The sequence below is a fragment of the Mesorhizobium sp. P3_A8 genome, from assembly GCF_056402995.1.
The window spans coordinates 455,399-479,728 of record NZ_JBFUGI010000003.1 but is presented as its reverse complement, the minus strand read 5'-3'; the positions used below and the strand labels follow the sequence as shown (position 1 = coordinate 479,728).

The following is a 24,330-nucleotide window of genomic DNA, read 5'->3' as shown; positions in this document are numbered from 1 at the left end:
TTTCTCGCCGTTCTTTGGGTTCTGGCGGTACTTATGTTCGTCTCGAACCTCAACCTGCGCTACGAGTGCCCCACCTGCTACTGAAGATCCCCGTCGTGCAAAGAGGATCAATGCGAGCTGTCGAACGACTCTCGCTATCGTAACCATATTCGGCTAGATCACGCGCCGGAGACCAAGCCATGGCCGAGACCGACACCCGAAAAACCATCGTGCTGACCGGCGCCAGCCGCGGCATTGGCCACGCCACGGTCAAGCGCTTTTCGCGCGAGGGTTGGCGCGTCATCACCTGTTCGCGCCAGGCCTTTGCCGAGGATTGCCCGTGGCCGGCAGGCCCCGAGGATCACATCAAGGTCGATCTCGCCGACCAGGAAGATGTCGGCATCGCCGTCTCGGAAATCCGTCATCGGCTGGAAGCGCATGGCGGCCAGTTGCATGCGCTGGTCAACAATGCCGGCATCTCGCCCAAGCTCAAGGACGGCAACAGCCGCATGGATTCGATCGACACGCCGATGCATGTCTGGCGCGACGTGTTCCAGGTCAATTTCTTCGCGCCGATCATGCTCGCGCGGGGGTTGTTCAAAGAGTTAGCAGCGGCCAAGGGCTCGATCGTCAACGTCACCTCGATCGCCGGCACCCGCGTGCATCCTTTCGCCGGCACCGCCTATGCGACGTCGAAGGCGGCACTTGGCTCACTGACACGCGAGATGGCGCATGATTTCGGCCCGCACGGCATCCGCGTCAACGCCATCGCGCCGGGCGAGATCGACACCGCGATCCTGTCGCCAGGCACCGACAAGATCGTCGAGACAATCCCAATGCGGCGGCTCGGCAAAACGGCCGAGGTCGCCGACATTATCTTCTTCCTGTGCTCGCAGCAGGCGTCCTATGTGACCGGCTCGGAAATCCACATCAACGGTGGGCAGCACGTTTAGGTACTGGAGCGCTCAGATCGTTCTCGCCCGTCCCGCAAGGCTTCCCAGGACCGCCATCAGCAAGGTGGCGATGGCGCAGGCGCCCAGAGCCAGGCTCCAGGTCCCGGTCGCATCGTGGGCAAGACCGGCCAGCGGCGGGCCAGTGGCCGCCAGCGAATAGCCCAGGCATTGCGCCATTCCCGATAGCGCTGCCGCCTCCTGGCTGTTTGAGGCCCTGAGGCTGACGAAGGAGAGGCCAAGCATGAAGGCCGCACCCGCGCCGAAGCCGAACAGCGCGATCCAAAGTGCTGCAAGGGCCGGAAGCTGCCACAGGCCGAGCAGCGCGAGGCAGGTGGTCAGTGCCATGCCGATGGCCATGGCGCGCTGGTCCTTCATGCGCCTGACGGCGGTGCCGAGCAGCAGACCGGGGATCGCGATTGCCAGTTGACACAGCCCGTGCAGCGAGCCTGCGGCCGCTGCGGAATAGCCTGCCTCCGCCAGGATCGAGGGCAGCCATCCGACGATCACATAGAAGACCAGCGAGGTCAGGCCAAGAAAGCCCGTCACCTGCCAGGCAAGGGCCGAGCGCCAGAGGTGTCTACGATCCTGCGTGGAGGATGCCGCTCGCTCCGGGGCGGCTGGCATTTGAAGCTGAGGCGCCCAGGCAATCAGGGCCGCGACTGGAAAGATCAGCGTGCAAGCAAGCGAGAGATGCCAGTTCGACCCCGGCAATTGAGCGAGCGGGATCATCACTGTCGATGCCAATGCCTGCGAAAGCCCGGACACGATGGCATAGAAGCCGGTCAGGCTGGCGACCCGGTTGGGAAAATCGCGTTTCAGCAAGCCTGGCAGCAGGACGTTGGCGACAGCAATCCCTGCCCCAACTGTGCCGGTGCCGGCGAACAGCGCCCAGAGGGGGCCGGTCGAGCGCAGGGCAATACCGGTCGCGACAACAAGCAGTGCTGCGAATAAGGACCTTTCGATGCCGTATCGACGCGCCAGTCCGGCCGCGAAAGGCGAGATCGCCGCGAACGCCAGCAAGGGAAGGGTGGTCAGCATTCCCGCCTCAGTGGCGCTGATGCCGCTGGTTTGCCGGATCATGCCGAGCATCGGCGCCACGCCGGTGATCGGCGCGCGAAGCGTCGATGCGATCAGCATGATGCCGACCAGGAGAAGCCCCTGGCCGCTCGATGTTCTGACAATTTCTCTAACCGTCATTGGAGACTCCTGACCTGGTGCTGGCGCCTGGGCGCCTTGATTTGCGTATTGCGGAACAGCCATCTCCAGTCCGTGCCGGGGCGCGGGCCATCGACCGAAACGGCCGGCCTATCCGGCTATGGTGAGAACGGCCTTGCCGCTGAAGCTGCGCTGCCGCAGGGCGTCGAGGGCCTGGGCGATATCGGTCCACGGCAAGGTCAAGGCGACGCGGGTCTCCAGCCGGCCGGCCGCGACCAGAGTGAGCAGCGAGGCGATATCAGCGCCAATGCCTGAACCGGACGTATAGTAGGCGAACGTCTGAAGCCTCGCGCCCTCATGGCCCGGAACGAATTGGCGGAAGCCAACCGGCGTCAGTTCGCCACTGCTCGAACCGAACATGACGATGGTCCCGCCAGGGCCGACGCGTTCGATCGCGTGTGCGAGGCTTTCGCCGCCGACCGACTCGGTGATCAGCGAAAACGGTCCCTCGGCCAATTCGATCGCCTCGACCACCTGCTCCGCTCCAAGGCCGCGGAGATCGTCGGCATGCCGGGCGGCGGCGATGGCAGTCACCGAGGCGCCTTGTTCGCGGGCGATCTGGATCTGGAAACGGCCGACCGCACCGCTTGCACCGGTAATCAGCACATGCTGGCCGGTGAGGTCACCGCCATGACGTAAAGTCCTCAGCGCCGTCGTGCCTGCGACCGGAAGCGTGGAGGCGGAGACGAAACTGACTTCCTCCGGCAGGACGGCGAGACGCTCGGTCGGAACGGCGACACGTTCGGCCCAGCCGGCCTCGTCGACCAAGGCCACGACCCGGGTGCCAACGGCCGGCCCGGAGCCATCGGCTGCTGCCCGTTCGACGACCCCAACGATGTCCTGACCGGGTATCCAGCCGTTCGGACGTATGGTGAGCAGGCGCAGTTCGCCACGGTTCAACGAGGTTGCGTGGGCCGAGATCAGCGCTTCGTTCGCGCAAGGTTGTGGCTCGTCCACCTCGGCGAGTTTCAATCTGGCTGCATTGTCGGAAGAGACGGTGAGCGCGAGCATGGGTACACCTTTGCCAATTTTGGCGAGAACGACCCGAGCCTATCGATTTGCGCTGACGAATAATCTAGATATAAAAGCAATCGATCGCTAAAAGTCGTCAATCATGAAACAGCCCCTTCGCTACCCCTGGCTCAATTTCGATGTGGATGAGTTTTCCGCGCCGGCGATTTCCGTGCGCGTCGACGTCCCCGAAACCAGAGCGGAGGTATCAGCCCATTGGCATCGCAAGGGGCAACTCGTCTTCGCGCTCGGCGGCGGCGTGACCTGCCGCGTTCCCAGTGGCCTGTGGATGGTGCCACCGCATTGCGGGGTGTGGGTGCCAAGCCGCATGGAGCACAGCAACATCGCGACGGCCAATGCGCGGATTTTCTTTGTCTACATCGAGCCCGGTGCTGCCGAACTGCCGGACCGGTGCTGCACGCTTTCGATCTCGCCGCTGCTGCGCGAGCTCATCATCGAACTGTCGGACTGTGCGCCGGACGATGCGAGGTGCGCTTTCCTGGGAAGCGTCCTGCTTGCCGAACTGCCTGATATGCCTGTCCAGCAATTGCATCTGCCGATCTCCTCCGAGCCGCGCTTGCGGCGGATCGCCGAAGCGCTGGCGGACGATCCCGCTGACCGCAGCACGCTGGCGGAGTGGGCCAATCGCGTCGCGCTGAGCGAGAGCAGTCTCGCTCGTCTCGTGGTGAAGGAGACTGGCTTGAGCTTCGGCCGCTGGCGGCAGCAATTGCACCTGATCGTCGCAATCAGGGAGCTGGCTTCGGGTGCAAGCGTTCAGCGGGTTTCGGGCGATCTCGGCTATGAGTCCGTCACAGCCTTCATCACCATGTTCAAAAAGGCGCTCGGCAAGCCTCCCGCACAATATCTCAGCAGCATCGCACAGAATGGCGGTTCCGCGTTCGTGCGATCAGCCTAGGCTACGGACGGCTCAAGCAGTCTCCGGCTTGTGGCCAAGCACCTCTTCGACAATGCCGCGCGCGATCTCGCGCTCGCCCATGATCACCGTGTTGGCGCCGAGGCCCTTGAGATGCTCGACCTCGGCATCGGAATGGGCGCGGGCGACGACGTTGATGTTGGGATTGGCGGCGCGCGCCCTGAGCACGATCTGGCCGGCCTCGAAGGCGTTGGGGATGGCAAGGATCAGCCGGCTGGCGCCTTCGGGATTGGCGGCGGCGAACACTTCGGCATTGGCGGCATTGCCGGCGACGGTCTCGACGCCGTCCGTCTTCAGCTTGACCAGCGTCTTGTCGGCGTCCTCGATGACGAGGAAGGGCATGGCGGCGTCCTTCAGCGCCGCGCCGACCAGGCCGCCGACACGGCCGTAGCCGATCAGGATGGCATGACCGGTGAGTGCCGTTTTCGGCGGCGGTCCGTCTTCCTTTTTGGAGGCTGCGGCAACCGAGGCGACCTGGCCCGGTTCTGTCGCCGGACCGACCGGCTTGGCGTCCGCCGGCGGTGCCGTCCGGGCGGCACGCGACTCGAGCCACGGCTTCATCCAGTCGATGACCAGGAACATCAGCGGGTTGAGCACGATCGACAGGATGGCGCCAGCGAGAATCAGATCGCGGCCCTGCTCGGGCAGAAGTTTCAACCCGAAGCCGAGCTCGGCCAGGATGAAGGAGAATTCGCCGATCTGGGCAAGGCTTGCGGAGATCACCAAGGCCGTGGCCAGGGGATAGCCGAAGGCGATGACGATGACGAAGGCCGCCAGCGACTTGCCGATGACGATGATGGCCAGCGTCGCCAGGATCGGCAGGCCGTTGCTGAACAGGCTGAACGGGTCGAACAGCATGCCGACAGAGACGAAGAACAGCACCGAGAAGGCATCGCGCAAAGGCAGCGATTCTTCCGCCGCGCGATGGCTGAGCTCGGATTCGCTCATGATCATGCCGGCGAAGAAGGCGCCGAGCGCCAGCGAGACGCCGAACAGTTTTGCCGCGCCGAAAGCGACGCCGAGCGCAATCGCCAGCACTGCCAGCCGGAACAGCTCGCGCGACCCGGTATGGGCGACATAGTGCAGGATCCAGGGAATGACCCTGCGCCCGACGACCAGCATGACGACGACGAAAGCCGCGACCTTAGCCAGCGTGATGCCGACGACGCCCCAGATGCCGTAACTGGCCGGCAGCGACAGCAGGCCGCTCGAATGCACATCCGCCTGTTCCTGGCCACCCAGCACGCCGGCAAGCGCCGGCAGCAACACCAGCGCCAGCACCATGGCCAGATCCTCGACGATCAGCCAGCCGACGGCGATGCGGCCGCGCTCGGTCTCGATCATGCGGCGTTCCTGAAGTGCGCGCAGCAGCACCACGGTGGAAGCCACAGACAGCGCCAGGCCGAACACCAGACCGGCGCCCATCGACCAGCCGAGCATCCAGGACAACCCAGCGCCGAGTGCCGTAGCGAAGCCGATCTGGACGATGGCGCCGGGCACGGCGATGGCGCGGACGGACAGCAGGTCCTTCAGCGAGAAATGCAGGCCGACGCCGAACATCAGCAGGATGACGCCGATTTCGGCGAGCTCGTTGGCGAGGCCGGCATCGGCGACGAAACCGGGCGTGTTCGGCCCGACCAGCACGCCGGCTACGAGATAGCCGACCAGCGGCGGAATGCGGAAGCGATTGGCGAGAGCGCCGAAGACGAAAGCCAGCCCCAGACCGGCGACGATGGTGGCGATAAGGGGCGTGTCATGCGGCATTGTCTATGGAGCGCCTTTCAAATTAGCGATGTCGGATGTGCGCCGCCCGGAGCCGCCGCCTGTTTGCAATATGGTGGAAGGGGTGACAGTGATGCAACCCGCAAGAGGTGTGAAATCGACGGTGGAGCGACAAAATGCTCGGCCGGCCCTCGCATGAGTTCCCGATTGAGCTGAATTCACCTGCGTATTGCACCTCGGTATACGGCGCTAAAGACGGGCGCAGCCCGTGGACGACTTTAATCTACTAAATTGGTAGAAATTAGAAAAAACTGTTTTGCGAAACAAATGGCAGGCGACTAAAAAGACCTGAAATCAAGGCCTGCTTCAGCGGCTTGAATCTGCTCATACTCTGGATGTGGAATATTTTTCTCCTGCCTTTCGCAGTTGCGAAAAAGCGATTGCCTGCCATCCCAGGATGCGCGAGTGCTTTGCTTCTGGTTTTTCGCGCCCGGGCGTAAAACTGCGACACTGTTCCCGGATTGCACTTGTCATGCCGTACACCGTGCCCAAGCTCAACGCCTTTCCCGTCTTCGTGCGGGTCGAGGGCGAAGCCGTGGCCATTGTCGGCGGCGGCGAGGAAGCCTTGGCCAAGGCGCGGCTGATCGGTCAGTCGAGCGCGGTGCTGCGCGTTATCGCCGAATATGCCGAACCCGAGCTGCTTGCCTTCATCGCTCAGTCCGGCGCCAGCCATGTTGCGGCAGCCTACGATGCCTCGCAGCTCGAAGGCGCGGTCATGGTGTTTGCCGCCAGCGGCGATGAGGCGCTTGACCGCCGCGTTGCCGCGGACGCGCGCAAGCTGGGCATCCCCGTCAATGCCGTCGACCGGCCGGAGCTCTGTGATTTCTTCACCCCGGCGCTGGTCAACCGCGCGCCGGTCGCCATCGCCATCGGCACTGAAGGCGCCGGCCCGGTGCTTGCCCAGCTGCTGCGAAGCCGCATCGACCAGATGCTGTCGCCGTCGCTTGGATCGCTGGCAACGCTCGCCGCTTCGCTGCGGGGTGCCGCCGAGAAAGTGCTGCCGAAAGGCAATGCCCGCCGACGCTTCTGGAGCAGTTTTTTCCAGGGTGCGCCTGCCCATGCCGTGGAAGCCGGCCAGCTGTCGCAGGCGCATGACGCCGCTGTGGATCTTCTGCTGTCGGACGCGCCGGCTGCGGGCCATATCGCCCTGGTCGGCGCCGGTCCCGGCGCCGAGGATCTTCTGACCCTGCGTGCCCATCGCCTGCTGATGGAAGCCGATGTCATCGTCCATGACGCGCTGGTGCCGGAGGCAGTCGTCGCCATGGGCCGCCGCGATGCCGAGCGGCTTCCAGTCGGCAAGCGCAAGGGCTGCCACACCAAGAGCCAGGTTGAAATCAATGCGCTGCTGGTTGAACTCGGCCGACAGGGCAAGCGGGTCGTGCGGCTGAAGTCGGGCGATCCGCTGGTGTTCGGCCGCGCCGGCGAGGAGATGGCGGCGCTGCGCGATGCCGGCATTGCCTATGAGGTGGTTCCGGGCGTCACCGCGGCCTTTGCCGCCGCCGCCGATTTCGAACTGCCGCTGACCTTGCGCGGCGTGTCCTCGTCGATGGTGTTCACCACCGGCCACGACCTCAAGGGCAACTCACTGCCCGACTGGGCCAAGCTCGCCATTTCCGGCGCCACGGTCGCCGTCTATATGGGCCGCTCGGTCGCCGCCGAAGTCGCCGGCCGGCTGATCGAAGCCGGTCTCTCGCCGGACACGGCTGTCGCCGTGGTCGAGAATGCCAGCCTGGCCAACCGGCGCCGTTTCCACGGCACGTTGGCCGACCTGCCGTCGCTGGAAGCGCGTGGCGATCTGTCCGGCCCGGTCATGACCATTATCGGCGATGCGGTTGCCGGCGCCAATTTTGAACGGTCAGAGCCGCTCGCGGCACACAGGCACGAAGATTTGCGGCACGAAGGTGCGGCCATTGCCGCCACTGAGAGAGTTCAGCCATGAAGATACTGACCGCCAACCGCCTGACCGATGGCATCGCCGTCTGGTACGCCGATGGCGGCTGGGCCGAGACGGTGGACCACGCCGACCTTGCCCATGACAAGGCGGCCGAAGACCGCCTGGAAGCGATCGGCGCCAATGCCTATGCCGACAATGAGGTGGTCGACGTCAATCTGATCGACGCGGACGTCGTCGACGGCCTGGTCGAGCCAGTGCGGCTGCGCGAAAAGATCCGCGCCGCGGGCCCGACCATCCGCGGCGATCTCGGCAAGCAGGCCGAGCGGGCGGCGTAGCCAGGATTTGAGTGAAACGGGCGGACGCGCCCTGAAAGACGAAGCATGTACCGTTACGATGAGTTCGACCACGATTTTGTCCAGGCCCGCGTCGCCGAGTTCAGCGACCAGGTCGAGCGCCGGCTGTCCGGCGAGATATCAGAGGACCAGTTCCGTCCACTCAGGCTGATGAACGGCGTCTATCTGCAGCTGCACGCCTATATGCTTCGCATAGCGGTGCCCTACGGCACGCTGAACGGCAAGCAGCTGCGCATGCTCGGCCACATCGCCCGCAAATACGACAAGGGCTACGGCCATTTCACCACGCGCCAGAACATCCAGTTCAACTGGCCGGCGCTGTCGGACATTCCGGCGATCCTGGCCGATCTCGCCAGCGTCGAGATGCACGCCATCCAGACCAGCGGCAATTGCATCCGCAACGTCACCGCCGACCACTTTGCCGGTGCGGCTGCCGACGAAGTCGCCGATCCGCGCCCCTATGCGGAAATACTGCGGCAATGGTCTTCGGTGCATCCGGAATTCTCGTTCCTGCCCAGAAAATTCAAGATCGCGGTGACGGGTGCCGAGCGCGACCGCGCCGCCATCCAGACGCATGACATCGGCCTTCATGTGAAGAGGAACGCCGCCGGCGAGCTTGGTTTCGCCGTCTATGTCGGCGGCGGCCAGGGCCGCACGCCGATGGTGGCGAGGAAGATCCGCGATTTCCTGCCGGAAGCCGACCTCCTGTCCTACTGCACGGCGATCCTGCGCGTTTACAACCTCTATGGCCGCCGCGATAACAAGTACAAGGCGCGTATCAAGATTCTGGTGCACGAGACCGGCGTGGAGGAAATCACCCGCCAGGTCGAGGCCGAATGGCAGGAATTGAAGGACGCCGAGCTGAAGCTGCCGGACGCCGACATCCGCGCCATCGAGGCCTATTTCGCGCCGCCGGCGTTGGCTGATCGGCCGGAAGGCGACCAGGCGGTCAAGCTGGCGCGCCTCGATTCCAAGGGTTTCTCGGAGTGGCTCGACCAGAACGTGGTGACGCATCGCCATCCCGACTACGCGGCGGTAACGATCTCGCTCAAGGGCATCGGCGAGGTGCCGGGCGACGCTTCCGACAGCCAGATGGAAGCGGTCGCCGACATCGCCGAACAATACGCCTTCGACGAGCTGCGCGTCAGCCATGAGCAGAACCTGATCCTGCCGCATGTGGCGCGGAGCGATCTCAAGGCGGTCTATGACGCGCTGGTCGACATCGGGCTGGCGACGGCCAATTCCAATTTGATATCGGACATCATCGCGTGCCCGGGCCTCGACTATTGCGCGCTGGCCACCGCGCGCTCGATCCCGATCGCGCAGGAAATCTCGCAACGCTTTGCTTCGCTGGAACGTCAGCGCGAAATCGGCGAACTGAAGCTGAAGATCTCCGGTTGCATCAACGCCTGCGGTCATCACCATGTCGGCCATATCGGCATCCTCGGCGTCGAGAAGAAGGGCTCCGAGCTCTATCAGGTGACGCTGGGCGGCTCGGCCGACGAGAACACGTCGGTAGGCGAGATCATCGGTCGCGGCTTCTCGTCGGAAGAGATCACCGATGCCATCGAGCAGATCGTCGAGACCTATCTCGGCCTTCGGCTCAACCCACAGGAAAAATTCATCGACGCCTACCGCCGTGTCGGTCCCGCGCCGTTCAAGGAGGCGCTCTATGCTGGCGAAGCCAAGGCCGCTTGACCGCATCGTCGATGTCGATGACGGCGCCGCCGCGAAAGCGGCGGGGCTTGATGCGCTCTATGGCCATCTGAAGCCGCTCGAGATCATCGAACGCTCGGCCCGCGAATTGTTTCACGACGAGATCGCCGCGGTGTCGTCCTTCGGAGCGGATTCGGCGGTGCTGTTGCACATGATCGCCGAGATCGACCGCACGCTGCCGGTGATCTTCCTCGACACCGGCAAGCATTTCGAGGAGACGCTCGGCTACCGTGACGCGCTCGTCGCCGATTTCGGGCTGACCAATATCAGGGTGATCAAGCCCGAGGAGGCCGCGCTCGAGCGGATCGACCCGACGGGCAATCTGCACCAAACCAGCACCGATGCCTGCTGCGACGTGCGCAAGGTCGAGCCGCTGGCGCGTGGGGTTGCACCCTTCCGCGCCTGGCTGACTGGCCGTAAGCGCTTCCAGGCCTCGACGCGGGCAGCACTGCCGGTGTTCGAGGCGGTCGGCGCGCGCATCCGCATCAATCCGCTGGCGCATTGGACGACATCGGACCAGGCCGATTACATGCGCGCGCATGCGCTGCGTGAAAATCCGCTGGTCGCCTATGGCTATCTGTCGATCGGCTGCTTCCCGTGCACCCAGCCGGTGCAGCCGGGCGAAGACGCGCGCAGCGGCCGCTGGGCCGGTCATGCCAAGACCGAGTGCGGCATTCACCTGTCGGGGCTGGAAGTGTCGCTGACCGACGCATCACTGTAGGGCGGGTTGATATTCAGGTGAGGCCGGCCTGCAAATGGCGGTTTCCTGCGCTTCCGGTGCTCACGTACTTCAAGTACGCTCCGCTCCGGTTCTCGGAAGCCACCATTTTCGGCGCGGCCTGACCTGAATCTCAACGTACCCTGAGCTTCTTTGAATTTTTGGGAATTTTTGATGACCGAAACGACGACACCGGAGACCCGGCTCTGGACCCCTGAGGGTTTTCGCGAGGATGAGTGGGCTCATGCCGAAAGTGCGGATGCGCTTTCCGGCAATGGCCGCTTCATCCTGCCGCTGCAGGCGTTCCTCGACCTTGATCCGGAGGTGCGCCGGTCCGCCAAAGAGCGGCTCGGCGTGGTGCTGCAGCCCGGCGACCAGCTCGAGAAGATAGCCGACCTGCTCGACCAGCTGTCGCTGGTGGCGCTGGTTTTCCCGGCCTTCAGCGACGGCCGCTCCTTCTCCAAGGCTGAACTGCTGCGCAGCCGCTACCAGTTCGAAGGTGCCGTTCGCGCCACCGGCCAGGTGCTGGTCGATCCGTTGCCGCATATGCTGCGGCTGGGCTTCGACGAGTTCGAGATTTCCAACCCGGTGCTGTTGAAGCGCCTGGAAGAGGGCCGCACCGGTGGGTTGGGGCTCTACTATCAGCCGACCGCCGTGACGGAGCCGAACGGTCCGAAATATTCCTGGCGGCGCGTTCGCAACAGCTGACGTTGCGGTAATTGCGCGCGTCTTTACATCGCTTGCGATCAGGCCTTCTCTGAGCTGTCCGGACGGAAATATCCGTCGGATGATCGGGGAGGGTCTTCATGCGCTACGACTATGTCATAGCCGGCGGTGGGTCCGCTGGCTGTGCGCTTGCTTCACGGCTCTCCGAAGATCCATCCGTCACCGTCTGCCTGATCGAAGCCGGCGGTGAAGGCAGGGACATGCTGATCCGCGCTCCGGCCGGCATCATCGGCATGCTTTCCGGCCGGCCGAAGATCAACAATTGGGCTTTCGAGACGGTGCCGCAGCAAGGTCTTGGCGGCCGCAAGGGCTATCAGCCGCGCGGCAAGGCGCTGGGTGGCTCCAGCGCCATCAACGCCATGCTTTATGTAAGGGGCCACCGCGGCGACTATGACGAATGGGCCGATCTCGGCTGTGACGGCTGGTCATGGGACGAGGTGCTGCCCTATTTCCGGCGCGCCGAAAGCAATGAGCGCGGCACAGACGCCCTGCATGGTGGCGACGGTCCGCTGAAAGTCTCGAACCAGCGTTCGCCCCGGCCGATCGCCAAGGCCTTCATCGAGGCTTGCGCGGAAAACCAGATCCGCATGACGGACGACTTCAACGGGCCGGAGCAAGAGGGCGCCGGCTATTTCCAGGTCACGCAATTTGCCGGCGGCGCGCGCAATGGCGAGCGCTGTTCGTCGGCCGCCGCCTATATCCATCCGGTGATGCAGCGGACCAACCTGACTGTCATCACGCGGGCGCACGCCACAGGTGTCGTCCTTGACGGCAAGCGCGCCACCGGCATCCGCTACCGCACCCGTCAGGGCGAGGCAGTGGCACAGGCGTCGCGCGAGGTGATCCTCTGCGGCGGCGCCTTCGGCTCGCCGCAACTCTTGCTGCTGTCCGGTATCGGCCCTGCCGCCGAACTCGCCATGCACGGCATCCCCGTCGCCCACGAATTGCCGGGTGTCGGCAAGAATTTGCAGGACCACCTCGATTTCATCGTCGGCTGGAGATCCAGGGATACCGACATGCTTGGCATGAGCCCACGCGGGGCGCTGGGTTTCCTGGGGCATATCCTGCAGTGGCGGCGGGATGGAACCGGACTGATCGCCTCGCCGGCGGCCGAAAGCGGCGCGTTCGTCAAATCCGATCCGGCACTCGATCGTCCTGACCTGCAATTGCAGTTCATCATCGGCCTGGTCGAGAACCATGCGCGCACGCTGCACTACGGCTTCGGTTTCTCCTGCCACGTCTGCATCTTGCGTCCGCAGTCGCGCGGCGAAGTCGGCCTGGTCAGCGCCGATCCGCTGGCCGCGCCGCGCATCGATCCGCGCTTTCTCGATGACGAACGCGATGCCGAGCTGCTGCTGAAGGGCGTGAAGCTCACCCGGCAGGTGCTGGGTTCACCGGCGCTGGAGCGTTACCGGCACAAGGAGATGCATATCGCCGGCTTGGCAGGCGATGCCGAACTGATGGCTCATATCCGCGCCCGAGCCGACACCGTCTATCACCCTGTCGGCTCGTGCCGCATGGGTGTCGACGAGACGGCGGTGGTCGATCCGCAATTGCGGGTTCACGGGATTGAAGCCTTGCGGGTCGTCGACGCCTCGGTGATGCCGACGCTGATCGGCGGCAACACCAACGCACCGACTATCATGATTGCCGAAAAGGCGGCGGACATGATCAAAGCGGCCGCCTGACTGCAAGTCTGGTCGAACCAGCAATGCTATTTTCGTTCGCCGTGGAGCGCCTTGTTGCGTCTTTGGTCTGGAATGAGGAAAACTGGTCGTACCAATTGTGCGATTTACACTTTCCCTTTCGCTGGCCTGCCCTTAGGATAGGTCCATTATTTCGCACCTCGAAATAAATGGCCACAAGGGAGGAACCGGGAATGGCTGGCAAGAAAATATTGATGCTCGTTGGCGAGTTCAGCGAGGAGTATGAAATTTTCGTCTTTGAACAGGCCATGCATGCCGTCGGCCACACTGTGCATGTCGTCTGTCCGGACAAGAAGGCAGGCGATATTCTGAAGACCTCGCTGCACGACTTCGAAGGGCACCAGACCTACACGGAAAAGCTCGGCCACGACTACATCCTCAACAAGACATTTTCCGAGGTGGACCCGGCCCAATACGACGCCGTCTACGCGGCGGGCGGGCGCGGCCCCGAATACATCCGTATCGACAAGCGGGTGCAGGCGCTGGTGCGGCATTTCCACGAGGCCGGCAAGCCGATTTTCACCATCTGCCACGGCGTGCAGATCCTGATCGCGGTCGACGGCGTGGTGCGGGGCAGGGAAGTGGCGGCACTGCAATATTGCGAGCCGGAAGTGACGCTGGCCGGCGGCATCTATATCGATGTCGCACCGACCGGTGCCCATGTCGACGGCAACCTGGTTTCAGCCAAGGGCTGGCCGGGCTTGTCCAACTTTATCCGCGAATGCCTGAAGGTGCTGGGCACTGAAATCCGCCATGGCGAGATTCTGATGCGCGACGAGCGCCAGGCAGCCTGAACGGGACGTTGGGAAGCCGCCGCGCCGTGGCGCGGCGGTCGTCGTTCTACTTTTGACGCAATTCCGGACGGAAAACCGTTTAACACTTTTCCTGGAATTGCTTAGGCCGAGGCTCGTGCCTCACGGAACGACACCAGCTTGCGGCGGTTTTCGTCCCACAAGGCCAGTTTGACGCAGCGCAGGCTGTCGAGCAGCGTGACGCGGCCGATGCCGCGCAGCTCCGGATAATCCCGCAGCACTTCCTGCAGCCGGTAGCCCGGCACCTTGGCCGAGAGGTGATGGACGTGATGGACGCCGATGTTGCCGGTGAACCAGTTCAGCACCGGCGGCAGATCGTAATATGACGAGCCATGCAGGGCGGCATGCTGGAATTCCCAGTCGTCATCCTTTGCCCATTCCGTCTCCTCGAACTGGTGCTGGACGTAGAACAGCCAGATGCCGGCCGAACCGGCGAGAATGACGATCGGCAGATGAACGACCAGGAAGGCGCCAGGGCCGACGGCCCAGATCAGAATGGCCGCCGCAACCGCGATGGCGAGATTGGTGGTCATGGATGACACCCATGGCGTCAGGCCGCCGCGCATCATGCCGATGGGCAGCCTTTGCTCGAAGATGAACAGCCAGATCGGCCCCAGCCCGAACATCACCAGCGGATGGCGGTAGAGCCGATAGGCAAGGCGGCCGCGCCAGGACAATTGCCGGTATTCGGCAACGGTCAGCGTCCTGATGTCGCCCATGCCGCGCTCGTCAAGATTGCCGGCGGTGGCATGGTGCGTCGCGTGGGCGCGCCGCCAGCAATCGTAAGGTGTCAGCGTCAAGACGCCGAGCGCGCGGCCGATCCAGTCGTCGGCGTAACGATTGGCGAAGAAGGAGCCATGGCCGCAATCGTGCTGGATCATGAATATCCGCACCAGGAACCCAGCCGCCGGCAGGATCAGGATCAGCCCCCACCAATGGCCGTAGGCATAGGCCGCCGAAGAGAGCGCCCAGAGCGTGGCGAACGGAATGAGGGTGATGGCGAGTTCGATGGCGCTGCGTCGCCGATCCGGCTTCTTGTAGCGCGCCAGAATCTTTAGCCAGGCACGCCTGCTGTTGGCGGCCGCATCGGGGGAAATCATGTTCATCAGGAAGCATAGGCGGGGCTTGTGGCCACCGCAAGGCAACCATCACGCAAAATTACTGTGCGTAATTGTCGCGCGAAAGGCGATCCCGGGCCGATTCTCCAGAGACCTGAGAGGCCGGGATGGGCCGGCCGGGCACTGCTCTTATTGCCGACCGCTGCCAAGGCTGTTGCTCTCCAGCCGATCGAGATGGTCGAGCAACTCTTTGAAGCGGTTGGGGATGTCGGTTTCGGGCCGAAAGGCCGGCAGAGTGCGCAGAAAGCGCGTCATCGCCTCGGCACCGAACTGGCGCCTGACTTCGGTGGCCAGCTTTTCTCCCTTTTCAGCCTTGTCGCGGGTCATCATTTCAAAATCCTTTGTCGGTTCCGAAACTCCTCCAGCAAGGGAATGGTTCCCACATCACGCTTCTGTGGCAAGCCAAGCCGGCAAGTACGGTAAAATTTGAATTAAAATCGAAGGAGTGCCATTGGTCACCGTATCGGTCCTCCGAAGGTCCTCCCGGTGGCTTACCCCTTGATTTTTGGCCGCCAAACCTCGATATCGGGCACAAAATCCACACCATTCGAGATAACGGGAAACGGCGATGAGCGACCAGGCAAAAGACGAACGCGCGCCCAGTGAAGTCGAGGCGACCGAGGCCAATGCCGAGCGCACGGAAGGCAGCATCGACGGCGACTATGAAGCGCTCGTGCGACTGCTGAAGGAAAATGAAGAGCTGAAGGACCGCGCGCTGCGCGTCGCGGCCGAGATGGAGAACCTGCGCCGCCGCACCGCGCGTGACGTGCACGACGCCCGCACCTATGCGGTGGCGAATTTCGCCCGCGACATGCTGTCGGTGTCGGACAATCTGCGCCGGGCGCTGGACGCCATTCCAGCCGAGGCCAAGGCATCTGAAGACGCCGGCTTCAAGGCGCTGATCGAAGGCGTCGACCTGACCGAGCGCGCCATGCTGTCGGCGCTGGAACGGCACGGGGTCAAGAAACTCACACCGGAAGGCGAGAAGTTCGATCCCAATTTCCACCAGGCAATGTTCGAAGTGCCGAATCCCGATGTCCCGGCCAACACGGTGGTCCAGGTCGTGCAGCCGGGCTATTCGATCGGCGAGCGCGTGCTGCGCCCGGCCATGGTCGGCGTCGCCAAGGGCGGCCCGAAGATTGCCGCCGAGACGCCGGTCGAGCCAGGGCCGGTCAATGACGAGGCCGAGAAGGATGCTTGATTAGGGGAATAAGGGAGTAGGGCAGTACGGGAGTAGGGGAGTAGCACCAAGGGTGCGGCTTCGTGCTAAACATACTGGCTTACTGCCCTATTCCCTTACTGCCTTGGCCTCCCATGCATCCGATCGCCCTTCTCGACTATGCCGGTGTCGCCGTTTTTGCGGCGACCGGGGCGTTGGCTGCGTCGCGTAAACAGCTCGACATCATCGGTTTCCTGTTCCTGGCCAGCGTCACCGGCATTGGCGGCGGCACGTTTCGCGACCTCATCCTCAATGTGCCGGTCTTCTGGGTGGGAAACCGCGACTATGTGCTGATCTGCGCTGTCGTGGCGGTTCTGGTGTTCTTCACCGCGCACCGGGTCGAATCCCGCTACAAGCTGCTGCTGTGGCTCGATGCCATCGGGCTGGCCGCCTTTTCGGTGATGGGTGCGGCAAGGGGTCTAGCCGTCACCGGTTCGCCGGTGGTCTCGATCATCACTGGCATGCTGACGGCAACCTTCGGCGGCATATTGCGCGATCTGCTGGCCGGCGAGCCATCGGTGCTGCTGAGGCCCGAGATCTACGTCACGGCCGCCCTGGCCGGCGCCGCGATCTTCACGCTGGGCGACGTTGCCGGATTGCCGCAGATTGTCTCGGGATTGGCGGGTTTCGTCGTGGCGCTCGCCGTGCGCGGCGGCGCACTGCGTTTCGGCTGGACGTTTGCGTCCTACAAGAGCCGGCCGGGAAGGCGGCCGGAAGATATTCCGTGAAGAGGAAGCGAATAGCGAATAGGGAGTAGCGAATGGGGATGACAGTCCGCAGGATTGCGGCGTAGCTCTCGCTATTCGCTATTCGCTATTCGCTATTCGCTATTCGCTATTCGCTATTCGCTATTCGCTATTCGCTAGCGTCAGGCAGCGAAACGCTGCGCTTCCCCGCCATAGTAGTTGACGTAGCGGGCACCGATTTCCTTGACCGGCATCACCACGAAGACATCGACCGTCGAGAATTCGCGGTCGATGACGCAGCCGTCGCCGATGCGAGCACCGACCCTCAGATAGCCCTTGACCAGAGGCGGCATCGCCGCGATCGCCGCCTTGGCATTGACCGCCTCGATCGGCATCAGATCCATGGAGCAGTAGCGATCGGAAACCGCGCGCACGTCCCAGGCGGAGTTGGTACGGCAGTGATGCGCAAGATAGGTAAGCGCCTCGGCATGTGCGGCCGGCACGGTGCCGTGGAAGGAGGCGCAGCCGGTCATCACACCGATTTCGTAGTGGTTGATGTAGGCCCAGATGCCTTGCCACAGCGCCTCGATAGTGCGCTTCGAACGGTATTGCGGCAAAACGCAGGAGCGGCCGAGTTCGAGAAAGCGCTGGCCGGGGTGACGGGCGATGAGCTTGGTCAGCTCGAATTCGCCTTCGGAATAGAAGCCGCCGGCGGTGGCCGCGATTTCTTGCCGCAGCAGGCGATAGGTTCCGACGATACGGCGATGCTCGGGGCCGGAAAGCGTCGTGTCCAGTACCAGAAGATGGTCGCAGAGCGGATCAAACCGATCGGCGTCGCGACGGTCCTGCGCCTGGAACAGGTCCTTCCTGGCGCCAAGCTCGTCGTAAAATACCCGGTAGCGCACTTCCTGCGCGGCCGCGATCTCGGCCTCGTTGCGGGCGAGCCGCACTTCGAGATTGCCGATACGGCCGAGTGCTGCGCCCTTTATGACGGAATCGACATTACGTCCGGCAAGCAAGGCGCTGCTGGCGTTTGGCCGAGTGTCACATTCCGGCATAACTGTATGCACGAGTGATTCTCCTTCGAGCCATCCCTCTTGGCACGGGGATACGGTGTAGGTGCAACAGGATTGTGACAGTACCGTGATACGGCGTCGCGGGCAATACTTCGTCGGCTGGCGAAAACGGTCAACCGGCTACGTTAGGTGGGCAGATTTGATGCGCGTCGCGTTCGCGCGAACCCAGGCGACGCGCCCAAGGTCCGTGTTTCCATGCATGTCGTCCTCGCAAAACCAAAGCCGTTTTTGGCGCGACATGCGTCAGCCGCGTGCCAGAAAAAAGACTGCTCAGGCGGCGACCTGGCCCTCGACGGCGCTGACCAGCGCATCGGGGTCTAGCGGCTTGGTGACGAAGCCGCTGGCGCCGTGGGCGAGCACCGCATGGCGTGTCTTTTCCTGGCTGTCGGCCGACAGCACCATGATCGGCACGGGCGCCGCCGATGTTTCCTCTTCATGGCGGCGGATCGCGGCAATGGCGTCCAGCCCGTCCATGACCGGCATATGCAGGTCCATCAGCACCACGTCGAAGCGGTGCTTGTGCCCGGCGCTGGTGACGGCCTCGACGGCGGCCTTGCCATTGCCGACCACCTTGACGCGGTGCCCCGCCTTCAACAGCGTGGCGCGGGCCAACATGGCATTGATGTCGTTGTCTTCGGCGATCAGCACGGACAGGCCCTGCTGGCGGTCGCTTGCGGCGCGAAGTGCCGGCGTGCGGCGCTTTTCCGGCTGCGGCTGGGCAAGGGCCGGCGCATGGCTGGTCAAAAGCACACGCAAAAGTGTTCCCCCGCGCACCGGCCTGGCCAGGAAGGTCGCGTAGCCGCTGGCACGGAACTCGCCAAGCATGCCGCGGTCGGTCGGCGCGATCAGCGTGATGGCTTCGCAATCGGAAAAGCCGCTTTGCCGCAACCGCTTGAGCAGCCTGCCGTCACTCTCTTCCATGGCCGCGTCGACCAGAATCGCGTCGCAGCCCTCGGCCAGGGGTGCGGCCTGCGCCACGGTGGTGGCGATACCGGCCGTGCCGCCATTGGCGCGGATGGTGCGGGCGATGGCGTCGGCCTCGACGGCGTTCCTGGACAGGATCACGGCGCGCCTGCCGGCCAGCACGTTCTGCCGGCCCTGCGGCGCCTCGGTGGCCTCGGTGGCCGGGATTTCGAAGACGAATTCCGACCCTTGGCCAAGCCGGCTCGAGACCGAAATCGAGCCACCCATGGCAGCCACCAGGCGCCGGGAGATGGCTAGTCCCAGCCCTGCCCCGCCATGTGTGCGCGTCGAGGTGCCGTCGGCCTGCTCGAACTCTTCGAAGATCCGCTCCATGTCCTCGTCGCGCAGGCCGGGACCGGTGTCGGTGATGGTGAAGCAGATGCGGTCGCTGCTCTCGGTGCGGGCGCGCGCGACGTTGACCAGGACGCCGCCGCTGTCGGTGAACTTGATGGCGTTGCCGATGAGGTTGAGCAGCACCTGCCTGACCCGGCCCGGATCGGCGGTGATCAATTGCGGGACATCCGGTTCGACGTGGCAGCCGAGGCCGATATCCTTGGCGAAGGCGCGCGCGGCCAGCAATTCGATGATGTTGTCGGCGATCTCGCGCACCGACATCGGCTGCGGCTCCGGATCGAAGCGGCCGGCCTCGATCTTGGAATAGTCGAGCAGGTCTTCGATCAAGGCGAGCAAGGCGCTGGCCGAGGTCGAGACGGCGCCGACATAGGTCTGCTGTTCCGGCGACAGGCTGGTGTCGGCCAGGAGCCTCGCCATGCCCATGATGCCGTTCATCGGCGTGCGGATTTCATGGCTGACTGTGGCGAGGAAGCGCGACTTGGCCTGGCTTGCATATTCGGCCCGCTCGCGCGCGGTGATCAGCGAGGATTCGGCGCGCTTGCGGGCGGTGATATCGCGGGCGATGGCGCGATGCGAAACCGCGCCGCTGTCCTTGTCGCGCACCGACAGTTCGATCCAGGAGAACCAGCGCGAGCCGCTCGGCGTGCGGATGGCGACGTCGGTGGAACTCAGGCACTCATGGTCGGAAAAGGCGGCGTCGGGAACGATGCCGACCTCGATGCCAAGTTCGGCAAGGGTCTTGCCGGCAAGATCGCGCGGATCGGTTTCGACCAGATCGGCGAACACCTTGTTGGCATAGACGATGTAGCCGTCGCGGTCGCGATGGATGACGAGATCACCAAGCGCGTCGATGAGACCGCGAAAGCGCTCCTCGCTTTCCTGCATTTCCCACATGCGGTCGGCCAGCGTCTCGATCTCGGCGCGGCTGCGGGCGGTCGTCTCGTCAAGCAGCACCACGGTGCGGTGGGCGCTGCGTCTGGCATGCAGATGCAACGCAAGGCCGGCGAGGCCGGTTGCCATCAATGCGAGGCTGATGAAGATCGGCGCACCGGTCAGATGCGCGAGGCCCGCCAGTACGATGATAGCAACGAAGGTGAGCAGCGGCAGGCTTTCCCGCCTGGCCAATTGCTGCTCGGGCACCAGCGGCGGCGCAGCGATAAACCGCCGCGCCGGTGCGGCAAACGCATCGACATCGTCGCTTTTGTCCACCTGCTGGGTGTCGGATTCCGCGATCATGCGAAATCCTTGCCAGACAGAGATTATGGAAAATTGCGGCGGATCGTTCGAATTTTAGCGGATAGGGCGTTTTCGTCCGGCAGTGGCGGATTCGTCACCGGATTTGGCGTTTCAGTCCGCTGCCTGCAACCCGCCCGGCGGGTTTACATGTCGACGACGACGCGTCCGCGGATCTTGCCGTCGACGATGTCGCGTGCGGCATCGATGATGCCGTCGAAGCCGATGGTCGTGGACAGGCTGGCGAGCTTCTCCAGGTCGAGATCGGAGCCGATGCGCCGCCAGGCCTCGATGCGCACAGCCTTCGGCGCCATCACCGAATCGACGCCAAGCAGCGAGACGCCGCGCAGGATGAACGGGGCGACGCTCGATGGCAGATCCATGCCGCCGGCGAGGCCGCAGGCCGCGACCGCGCCGCCATAGGATGTCATCGACAGCACATTGGCCAGCGTGTGGCTGCCGACCGAATCGATGCCGCCGGCCCAGCGTTCCTTGGCCAGCGGCTTGGTCGGCTGGTTGAGCTCGTCGCGCGAGATCACCTCGGCGGCGCCGAGGTTGATCAGATAGGGGCTTTCGGCATTGCGTCCGGTCGACGCAATGACGTGGTAGCCGAGGCTGGACAGGATGGAGACCGCGACCGAACCGACGCCGCCGGCAGCACCCGTCACCACCACCGGGCCGCGGTTGGGCAGGATGCCGTGCCGCTCCAGCGCCATGACGCAGAGCATGGCGGTATAGCCGGCGGTGCCGACCGCCATCGCGTCATGCGCGCTGATGCCCTCCGGCAGCGGCACCAGCCAGTCGCCCTTGACGCGGGCGCGCCCGGCATAGGCACCGAAATGCGTTTCGCCGACGCCCCAGCCATTCAGGATGACCTTGTCTCCCTTGCGCCAGTCGGGATTGGAGGACGAGATGACGGTGCCGGCGAAGTCGATGCCCGGCACCAGCGGCCAGCGGCGGACCACCGGCGCCTTGCCGGTAATGGCCAGCCCATCCTTGTAGTTCACCGTTGTCGCCTCGACCGCGACGGTGACGTCGCCCTCCATCAGGTCGGCATCGCTGAGATCCGTCACGGCCACCGATTGCTTCTTGTCGGCATCGCGCGAGACGAGGATGGCTTTGAAGGTTTCGGACATCTTTTTCTCCGCGAGCTTGCTTGGCGTCCTGGACTGTGCGGCGACGACCGCGCGGGGTCAATCTTTGGAAGGCTTGGCGTTCGAAGGCTTGGGCTCGCGCCGCCAACCGATGAGTTCGTCGAAGACGACCAGTGCCGCGCCCACGGAAATGAAGGCGTCGGCGAGATTGAAGACGGCAAAGGACCAGACCGGCGTGTGGAACAGGATGTAGTCGATGACGTGGCCGTAGACGGCGCGGTCGATCAGATTGCCCAGCGCGCCGCCGATGATCAGGGCAAAGCCGGTGCGGGCGATGACATGGCCTGATGGCGTGCGGGTGGCGAGGTAGAGCACGAAAGCGACGACCAGCACGGCGATGACCACCAGGCCGGTGTCGCCGAAGGAGGAGAACATCGAGAAGGCGATGCCGGTGTTGTAGGTGCGAAACAGCGCCAGGAACGGCACCAGGTCGAGCTTTTCCTGGAAGGGCAGGCCGGCCTCGACCAGATGCTTTATCCATTGATCAAGCGCAATGGCCGCGACGACAAGCAGCGCGTAGGGGGACCATGATCTCACGAGCGGGCAACCTTCATTGCTGATCGGCGATTGGTTCGAGCTTCAGCGCGCCGCGCCGGATCTCGAACAGCATGATGCCGGTGGCGACGGCGAGATTGAGCGAATCGGCACGTCCTGCTTGCGGAATGCGCAGCAGCCGGTCGCAACTCGCCGCCAGGCTTTCGGGCAGGCCCTGCTGCTCATTGCCCATCATCAGCAGCACCGGCCCACGGGAAAAATCGACCGAGCGGTAGTCGACGGCGCCTTTCAGATGCGTGCCGGCTACGAGGCCCGAAAACCCGCCGCGCCAGGCAAGGAAAGCCTCGGTCGTCGCCTTGGCCACCGGCACGGCGAAGATCGAACCCATTGTGGCGCGCACCGTCTCCACGGAAAACGGATCGGTGGTGTCGCCGACCAGGATAACGCCCTTGGCACCGACGGCATCGATGGTGCGGATGACAGTGCCGAGATTGCCGGGGTCGCGCACCCGATCGAGCGCCACCCAGACATCGCCATTGTCGGCACGGATGTCCCTGAGGGCCAGGAATCTCTGCGAGAAGACGCCGACCACCATTTGCGGATTGTCGCGGCGGGTGATGGCGACAAGCACCTTTTCCGAGACTTCGAGCACGGTGCCGCCGGCGGCAACCGTGCGCGCCGCGACCTTTTCGACCGCGGCATTGCCGCGCCCGGCCTTGGCGAACACAAGCGTCCTGATCTGCCAGCCCAAATCGAGCGCATCGATGACCAGCTTCAGCCCCTCGGCCATGAAGGCGTTCTGCTGGTCGCGGAATTTCTTCAGCGCAAGCGCCTTTATGTCCTTGATCAGCGGATTGGCGAGGCTGGTGACTTCCTTCACCTGGCCGGGTGCGCCGACGTGCCGTTCGTTCATTCAGGACTCCGGGGCATTCAAGCCACCCAACGCGAAAACAGTGAGGTCGAAAGCGCCCTGCCGGCGGACTTTTCGCGGATGATCAACTCACCCGATTCAACCCTGCCGCCCATGCCGGCAAAAGTGTCGCGCATCAGAGCGTGGATGGCGAAGAAGGAGGCGCGGATCGAATAGGCGGTCAGCACCACGGCAAGCGGTTTCGGCGTCAGGATCGCCCGGCAAAGGTCGGTGAGCGCCGGTAGATCCTCGAACAATTGCCAGACCTCGCCCTTGGGGCCGCGGCCATAGGCCGGCGGGTCGAACAGGATGATGTCGTAGCGACTGCCGCGGCGCTCTTCGCGCTCGGCGAATTTCACCGCGTCGTCGACGATCCAGCGGATCGGCTTGCTGCCGAGCCCAGCCATCTCCTGGTTTTCGCGCGCCCAGCCGATCGCCTTCTTGGAGGCGTCGACATGGGTGACTTCGGCGCCCGCACGGGCCGCCACCAGCGAGGCGAGGCCGGTATAGCCGAACAGGTTGAGCACCTTGACCGGCCGCTTCGCCGCCGCGATCAGGCCGGCCATATGGTCCCAGTGCGAGGCCTGTTCGGGAAAGACGCCGACATGGCGAAACGAGGTGAAACGGCCGAGATAGTCGATGCCGTCATGCTTCATCGGCCAAGTTTCGCCGAGCGGCGTCTTCGGGAAACGCCAGCGGCCGATGCCCTCCTCGTCGGTGTCGCCGGTGAAGACGGCGTCGGCACGCTCCCAGTCCTTCGCCGGCAAGGCCTTCTGCCAGATCGCCTGGCCCTCGGGCCGCACGATGCGGTAGGGGCCGTATTGTTCGAGTTTTTCGCCGGCACCGCTGTCGAGCAGCGCGTAATCGGCGTTGGGCGCCACTTCCAGGATTATCGGAAGTTGCTCGGCGGGCAGCGTCCCTTCGCGGCGGGCGAGGATGCGCGGTGCGGATTTCGGTTCGCTGCGATCGTCGGTTCTGGTCTCAGGCCGCTCTCGCGGCTTGGCGTCCGGCCGCTCGCGCGGCTTGGCGTCCGGTCGTGCGGCGCCACGCGTCTCGTGCGGACGCACCTCTCCGCTTCCACCTTTCGCGGGCGGGCGGCTGTCGCGGCGTTTGTCGCGAAAAGACTTCAAGCAGGAGCATCTCCGAGCGGCGTGCCGCTTTTGGCATGAGGACAGCGGCGGTGCAACAAGCGATGGCCCGTAGGTCGATTGGCACAGAGTGGGAGGCCAGGCCTTCAAAGCCGTGCGGTGGTGTTGCGGCGTCGCACTTGGTTTTTTCGCACGCTTCGTTTATGAGGGCGCCATTGTTGTTTCTGGAATGGGA

General features: G+C 64.1%; 22 protein-coding genes. 11 read left to right on the top strand and 11 right to left on the bottom strand.

Annotated elements, in window-relative coordinates:
- The first annotated feature begins 179 nt into the window (after positions 1 to 179).
- Positions 180 to 932: an SDR family NAD(P)-dependent oxidoreductase gene (locus tag AC1DX4_RS10140; protein ID WP_027031095.1), complete on the top strand. Its 753-nt coding sequence runs from the start codon at positions 180 to 182 to the stop codon at positions 930 to 932.
- Positions 933 to 944: 12 nt separating this feature from the next.
- On the opposite strand, the gene AC1DX4_RS10135 is transcribed toward AC1DX4_RS10140, so the two are convergent.
- Together AC1DX4_RS10135 and AC1DX4_RS10130 are read right to left on the bottom strand one after the other, a co-directional pair.
- Positions 945 to 2,129, bottom strand: a complete 1,185-nt coding sequence (locus tag AC1DX4_RS10135) for an MFS transporter (RefSeq protein WP_477220179.1) — start codon at positions 2,127 to 2,129, stop codon at positions 945 to 947.
- A 108-nt stretch (positions 2,130 to 2,237) separates the two neighbouring features.
- Positions 2,238 to 3,158 (bottom strand): zinc-binding dehydrogenase, encoded by a 921-nt coding sequence (locus tag AC1DX4_RS10130; RefSeq protein WP_477220178.1) that lies wholly within the window; start codon positions 3,156 to 3,158, stop codon positions 2,238 to 2,240.
- Positions 3,159 to 3,261: 103 nt separating this feature from the next.
- Here AC1DX4_RS10130 and AC1DX4_RS10125 point away from each other — a divergent pair, with 103 nt between their 5' ends.
- A complete protein-coding gene (locus AC1DX4_RS10125) occupies positions 3,262 to 4,074 on the top strand; it encodes an AraC family transcriptional regulator (protein ID WP_477220177.1) in 813 nt (270 codons plus the stop codon).
- 12 nt (positions 4,075 to 4,086) lie between these two features.
- Here AC1DX4_RS10125 and AC1DX4_RS10120 read toward each other — a convergent pair whose 3' ends face one another.
- A complete protein-coding gene (locus tag AC1DX4_RS10120; RefSeq protein ID WP_477220176.1) occupies positions 4,087 to 5,856 on the bottom strand; it encodes a cation:proton antiporter domain-containing protein in 1,770 nt (589 codons plus the stop codon).
- Between the two features lie 490 nt (positions 5,857 to 6,346).
- Between AC1DX4_RS10120 and cysG the strand changes: the two genes are divergently transcribed.
- From cysG to AC1DX4_RS10085, 7 genes are all read left to right on the top strand, one after another.
- Positions 6,347 to 7,813: a siroheme synthase CysG gene (gene cysG / locus AC1DX4_RS10115; protein WP_477220175.1), complete on the top strand. Its 1,467-nt coding sequence runs from the start codon at positions 6,347 to 6,349 to the stop codon at positions 7,811 to 7,813.
- Positions 7,810 to 8,103 (top strand): DUF2849 domain-containing protein, encoded by a 294-nt coding sequence (locus tag AC1DX4_RS10110; RefSeq protein ID WP_477220174.1) that lies wholly within the window; start codon positions 7,810 to 7,812, stop codon positions 8,101 to 8,103. Before cysG ends, AC1DX4_RS10110 begins: the two co-directional genes overlap by 4 nt.
- Positions 8,104 to 8,148: 45 nt before the next feature.
- Positions 8,149 to 9,819: a nitrite/sulfite reductase gene (locus tag AC1DX4_RS10105; protein ID WP_477220173.1), complete on the top strand. Its 1,671-nt coding sequence runs from the start codon at positions 8,149 to 8,151 to the stop codon at positions 9,817 to 9,819.
- Entirely contained in the window at positions 9,794 to 10,558 is a 765-nt protein-coding gene (locus AC1DX4_RS10100; RefSeq protein ID WP_477220172.1) for a phosphoadenylyl-sulfate reductase, read from the top strand. Before AC1DX4_RS10105 ends, AC1DX4_RS10100 begins: the two co-directional genes overlap by 26 nt.
- 171 nt (positions 10,559 to 10,729) lie before the next feature.
- Positions 10,730 to 11,263 carry a DUF934 domain-containing protein gene (locus AC1DX4_RS10095; protein WP_477220171.1) on the top strand — a complete coding sequence of 178 codons (534 nt, stop codon included), beginning with the start codon at positions 10,730 to 10,732 and terminating at the stop codon, positions 11,261 to 11,263.
- A 98-nt stretch (positions 11,264 to 11,361) separates the two neighbouring features.
- The gene (locus tag AC1DX4_RS10090) at positions 11,362 to 12,969 is read left to right on the top strand and encodes a GMC family oxidoreductase (protein ID WP_477220170.1); all 1,608 of its coding nucleotides are present in this window, start codon (positions 11,362 to 11,364) and stop codon (positions 12,967 to 12,969) included.
- A gap of 191 nt (positions 12,970 to 13,160) precedes the next feature.
- A complete protein-coding gene (locus AC1DX4_RS10085) occupies positions 13,161 to 13,781 on the top strand; it encodes a DJ-1/PfpI family protein (protein ID WP_477220169.1) in 621 nt (206 codons plus the stop codon).
- A 101-nt stretch (positions 13,782 to 13,882) separates the two neighbouring features.
- Here AC1DX4_RS10085 and AC1DX4_RS10080 read toward each other — a convergent pair whose 3' ends face one another.
- Entirely contained in the window at positions 13,883 to 14,905 is a 1,023-nt protein-coding gene (locus AC1DX4_RS10080; protein WP_477220168.1) for a fatty acid desaturase, read from the bottom strand.
- Positions 14,906 to 15,046: 141 nt separating this feature from the next.
- On the bottom strand, positions 15,047 to 15,247 hold the full coding sequence (locus tag AC1DX4_RS10075; protein WP_477220167.1) for a hypothetical protein: 201 nt from the start codon (positions 15,245 to 15,247) through the stop codon (positions 15,047 to 15,049).
- A 238-nt stretch (positions 15,248 to 15,485) separates the two neighbouring features.
- Here AC1DX4_RS10075 and grpE point away from each other — a divergent pair, with 238 nt between their 5' ends.
- Both grpE and AC1DX4_RS10065 read left to right on the top strand, forming a co-directional pair.
- The gene (gene grpE, locus AC1DX4_RS10070) at positions 15,486 to 16,118 is read left to right on the top strand and encodes a nucleotide exchange factor GrpE (RefSeq protein ID WP_477220166.1); all 633 of its coding nucleotides are present in this window, start codon (positions 15,486 to 15,488) and stop codon (positions 16,116 to 16,118) included.
- A 113-nt stretch (positions 16,119 to 16,231) separates the two neighbouring features.
- Entirely contained in the window at positions 16,232 to 16,864 is a 633-nt protein-coding gene (locus AC1DX4_RS10065; RefSeq protein ID WP_477220165.1) for a trimeric intracellular cation channel family protein, read from the top strand.
- A gap of 140 nt (positions 16,865 to 17,004) precedes the next feature.
- On the opposite strand, the gene olsB is transcribed toward AC1DX4_RS10065, so the two are convergent.
- The 6 genes from olsB to AC1DX4_RS10035 all read right to left on the bottom strand — a co-directional run bounded on the left by olsB (position 17,005) and on the right by AC1DX4_RS10035 (position 24,137).
- On the bottom strand, positions 17,005 to 17,880 hold the full coding sequence (olsB, locus tag AC1DX4_RS10060; RefSeq protein WP_056577807.1) for a l-ornithine N(alpha)-acyltransferase: 876 nt from the start codon (positions 17,878 to 17,880) through the stop codon (positions 17,005 to 17,007).
- A gap of 288 nt (positions 17,881 to 18,168) precedes the next feature.
- Positions 18,169 to 20,451, bottom strand: a complete 2,283-nt coding sequence (locus AC1DX4_RS10055; protein WP_477220164.1) for a PAS domain-containing hybrid sensor histidine kinase/response regulator — start codon at positions 20,449 to 20,451, stop codon at positions 18,169 to 18,171.
- Positions 20,452 to 20,594: 143 nt separating this feature from the next.
- Positions 20,595 to 21,584, bottom strand: a complete 990-nt coding sequence (gene acuI, locus AC1DX4_RS10050) for an acrylyl-CoA reductase (NADPH) (protein ID WP_477220163.1) — start codon at positions 21,582 to 21,584, stop codon at positions 20,595 to 20,597.
- Between the two features lie 57 nt (positions 21,585 to 21,641).
- Complete coding sequence (lspA, locus tag AC1DX4_RS10045) at positions 21,642 to 22,139, bottom strand: signal peptidase II (protein ID WP_477220162.1); 498 nt, start codon at positions 22,137 to 22,139, stop codon at positions 21,642 to 21,644.
- Between the two features lie 13 nt (positions 22,140 to 22,152).
- On the bottom strand, positions 22,153 to 23,010 hold the full coding sequence (locus tag AC1DX4_RS10040; RefSeq protein WP_477220161.1) for a TrmH family RNA methyltransferase: 858 nt from the start codon (positions 23,008 to 23,010) through the stop codon (positions 22,153 to 22,155).
- 17 nt (positions 23,011 to 23,027) lie between these two features.
- Positions 23,028 to 24,137: an RsmD family RNA methyltransferase gene (locus AC1DX4_RS10035; protein ID WP_477220160.1), complete on the bottom strand. Its 1,110-nt coding sequence runs from the start codon at positions 24,135 to 24,137 to the stop codon at positions 23,028 to 23,030.
- Between the last annotated feature and the right edge of the window lie 193 nt (positions 24,138 to 24,330).

Excerpts from the sequence above, each read along its gene's own strand:
- AC1DX4_RS10140 (WP_027031095.1), top strand. The coding sequence starts at position 180 with ATGGCCGAGACCGACACCCGAAAAACCATCGTGCTGACCGGCGCCAGC.
- AC1DX4_RS10135 (WP_477220179.1), bottom strand. The coding sequence starts at position 2,129 with ATGACGGTTAGAGAAATTGTCAGAACATCGAGCGGCCAGGGGCTTCTC.
- AC1DX4_RS10130 (WP_477220178.1), bottom strand. The coding sequence starts at position 3,158 with ATGCTCGCGCTCACCGTCTCTTCCGACAATGCAGCCAGATTGAAACTC.
- AC1DX4_RS10125 (WP_477220177.1), top strand. The coding sequence starts at position 3,262 with ATGAAACAGCCCCTTCGCTACCCCTGGCTCAATTTCGATGTGGATGAG.
- AC1DX4_RS10120 (WP_477220176.1), bottom strand. The coding sequence starts at position 5,856 with ATGCCGCATGACACGCCCCTTATCGCCACCATCGTCGCCGGTCTGGGG.
- cysG (WP_477220175.1), top strand. The coding sequence starts at position 6,347 with ATGCCGTACACCGTGCCCAAGCTCAACGCCTTTCCCGTCTTCGTGCGG.
- AC1DX4_RS10110 (WP_477220174.1), top strand. The coding sequence starts at position 7,810 with ATGAAGATACTGACCGCCAACCGCCTGACCGATGGCATCGCCGTCTGG.
- AC1DX4_RS10105 (WP_477220173.1), top strand. The coding sequence starts at position 8,149 with ATGTACCGTTACGATGAGTTCGACCACGATTTTGTCCAGGCCCGCGTC.
- AC1DX4_RS10100 (WP_477220172.1), top strand. The coding sequence starts at position 9,794 with ATGCTGGCGAAGCCAAGGCCGCTTGACCGCATCGTCGATGTCGATGAC.
- AC1DX4_RS10095 (WP_477220171.1), top strand. The coding sequence starts at position 10,730 with ATGACCGAAACGACGACACCGGAGACCCGGCTCTGGACCCCTGAGGGT.
- AC1DX4_RS10090 (WP_477220170.1), top strand. The coding sequence starts at position 11,362 with ATGCGCTACGACTATGTCATAGCCGGCGGTGGGTCCGCTGGCTGTGCG.
- AC1DX4_RS10085 (WP_477220169.1), top strand. The coding sequence starts at position 13,161 with ATGGCTGGCAAGAAAATATTGATGCTCGTTGGCGAGTTCAGCGAGGAG.
- AC1DX4_RS10080 (WP_477220168.1), bottom strand. The coding sequence starts at position 14,905 with ATGAACATGATTTCCCCCGATGCGGCCGCCAACAGCAGGCGTGCCTGG.
- AC1DX4_RS10075 (WP_477220167.1), bottom strand. The coding sequence starts at position 15,247 with ATGATGACCCGCGACAAGGCTGAAAAGGGAGAAAAGCTGGCCACCGAA.
- grpE (WP_477220166.1), top strand. The coding sequence starts at position 15,486 with ATGAGCGACCAGGCAAAAGACGAACGCGCGCCCAGTGAAGTCGAGGCG.
- AC1DX4_RS10065 (WP_477220165.1), top strand. The coding sequence starts at position 16,232 with ATGCATCCGATCGCCCTTCTCGACTATGCCGGTGTCGCCGTTTTTGCG.
- olsB (WP_056577807.1), bottom strand. The coding sequence starts at position 17,880 with ATGCCGGAATGTGACACTCGGCCAAACGCCAGCAGCGCCTTGCTTGCC.
- AC1DX4_RS10055 (WP_477220164.1), bottom strand. The coding sequence starts at position 20,451 with ATGATCGCGGAATCCGACACCCAGCAGGTGGACAAAAGCGACGATGTC.
- acuI (WP_477220163.1), bottom strand. The coding sequence starts at position 21,584 with ATGTCCGAAACCTTCAAAGCCATCCTCGTCTCGCGCGATGCCGACAAG.
- AC1DX4_RS10040 (WP_477220161.1), bottom strand. The coding sequence starts at position 23,010 with ATGAACGAACGGCACGTCGGCGCACCCGGCCAGGTGAAGGAAGTCACC.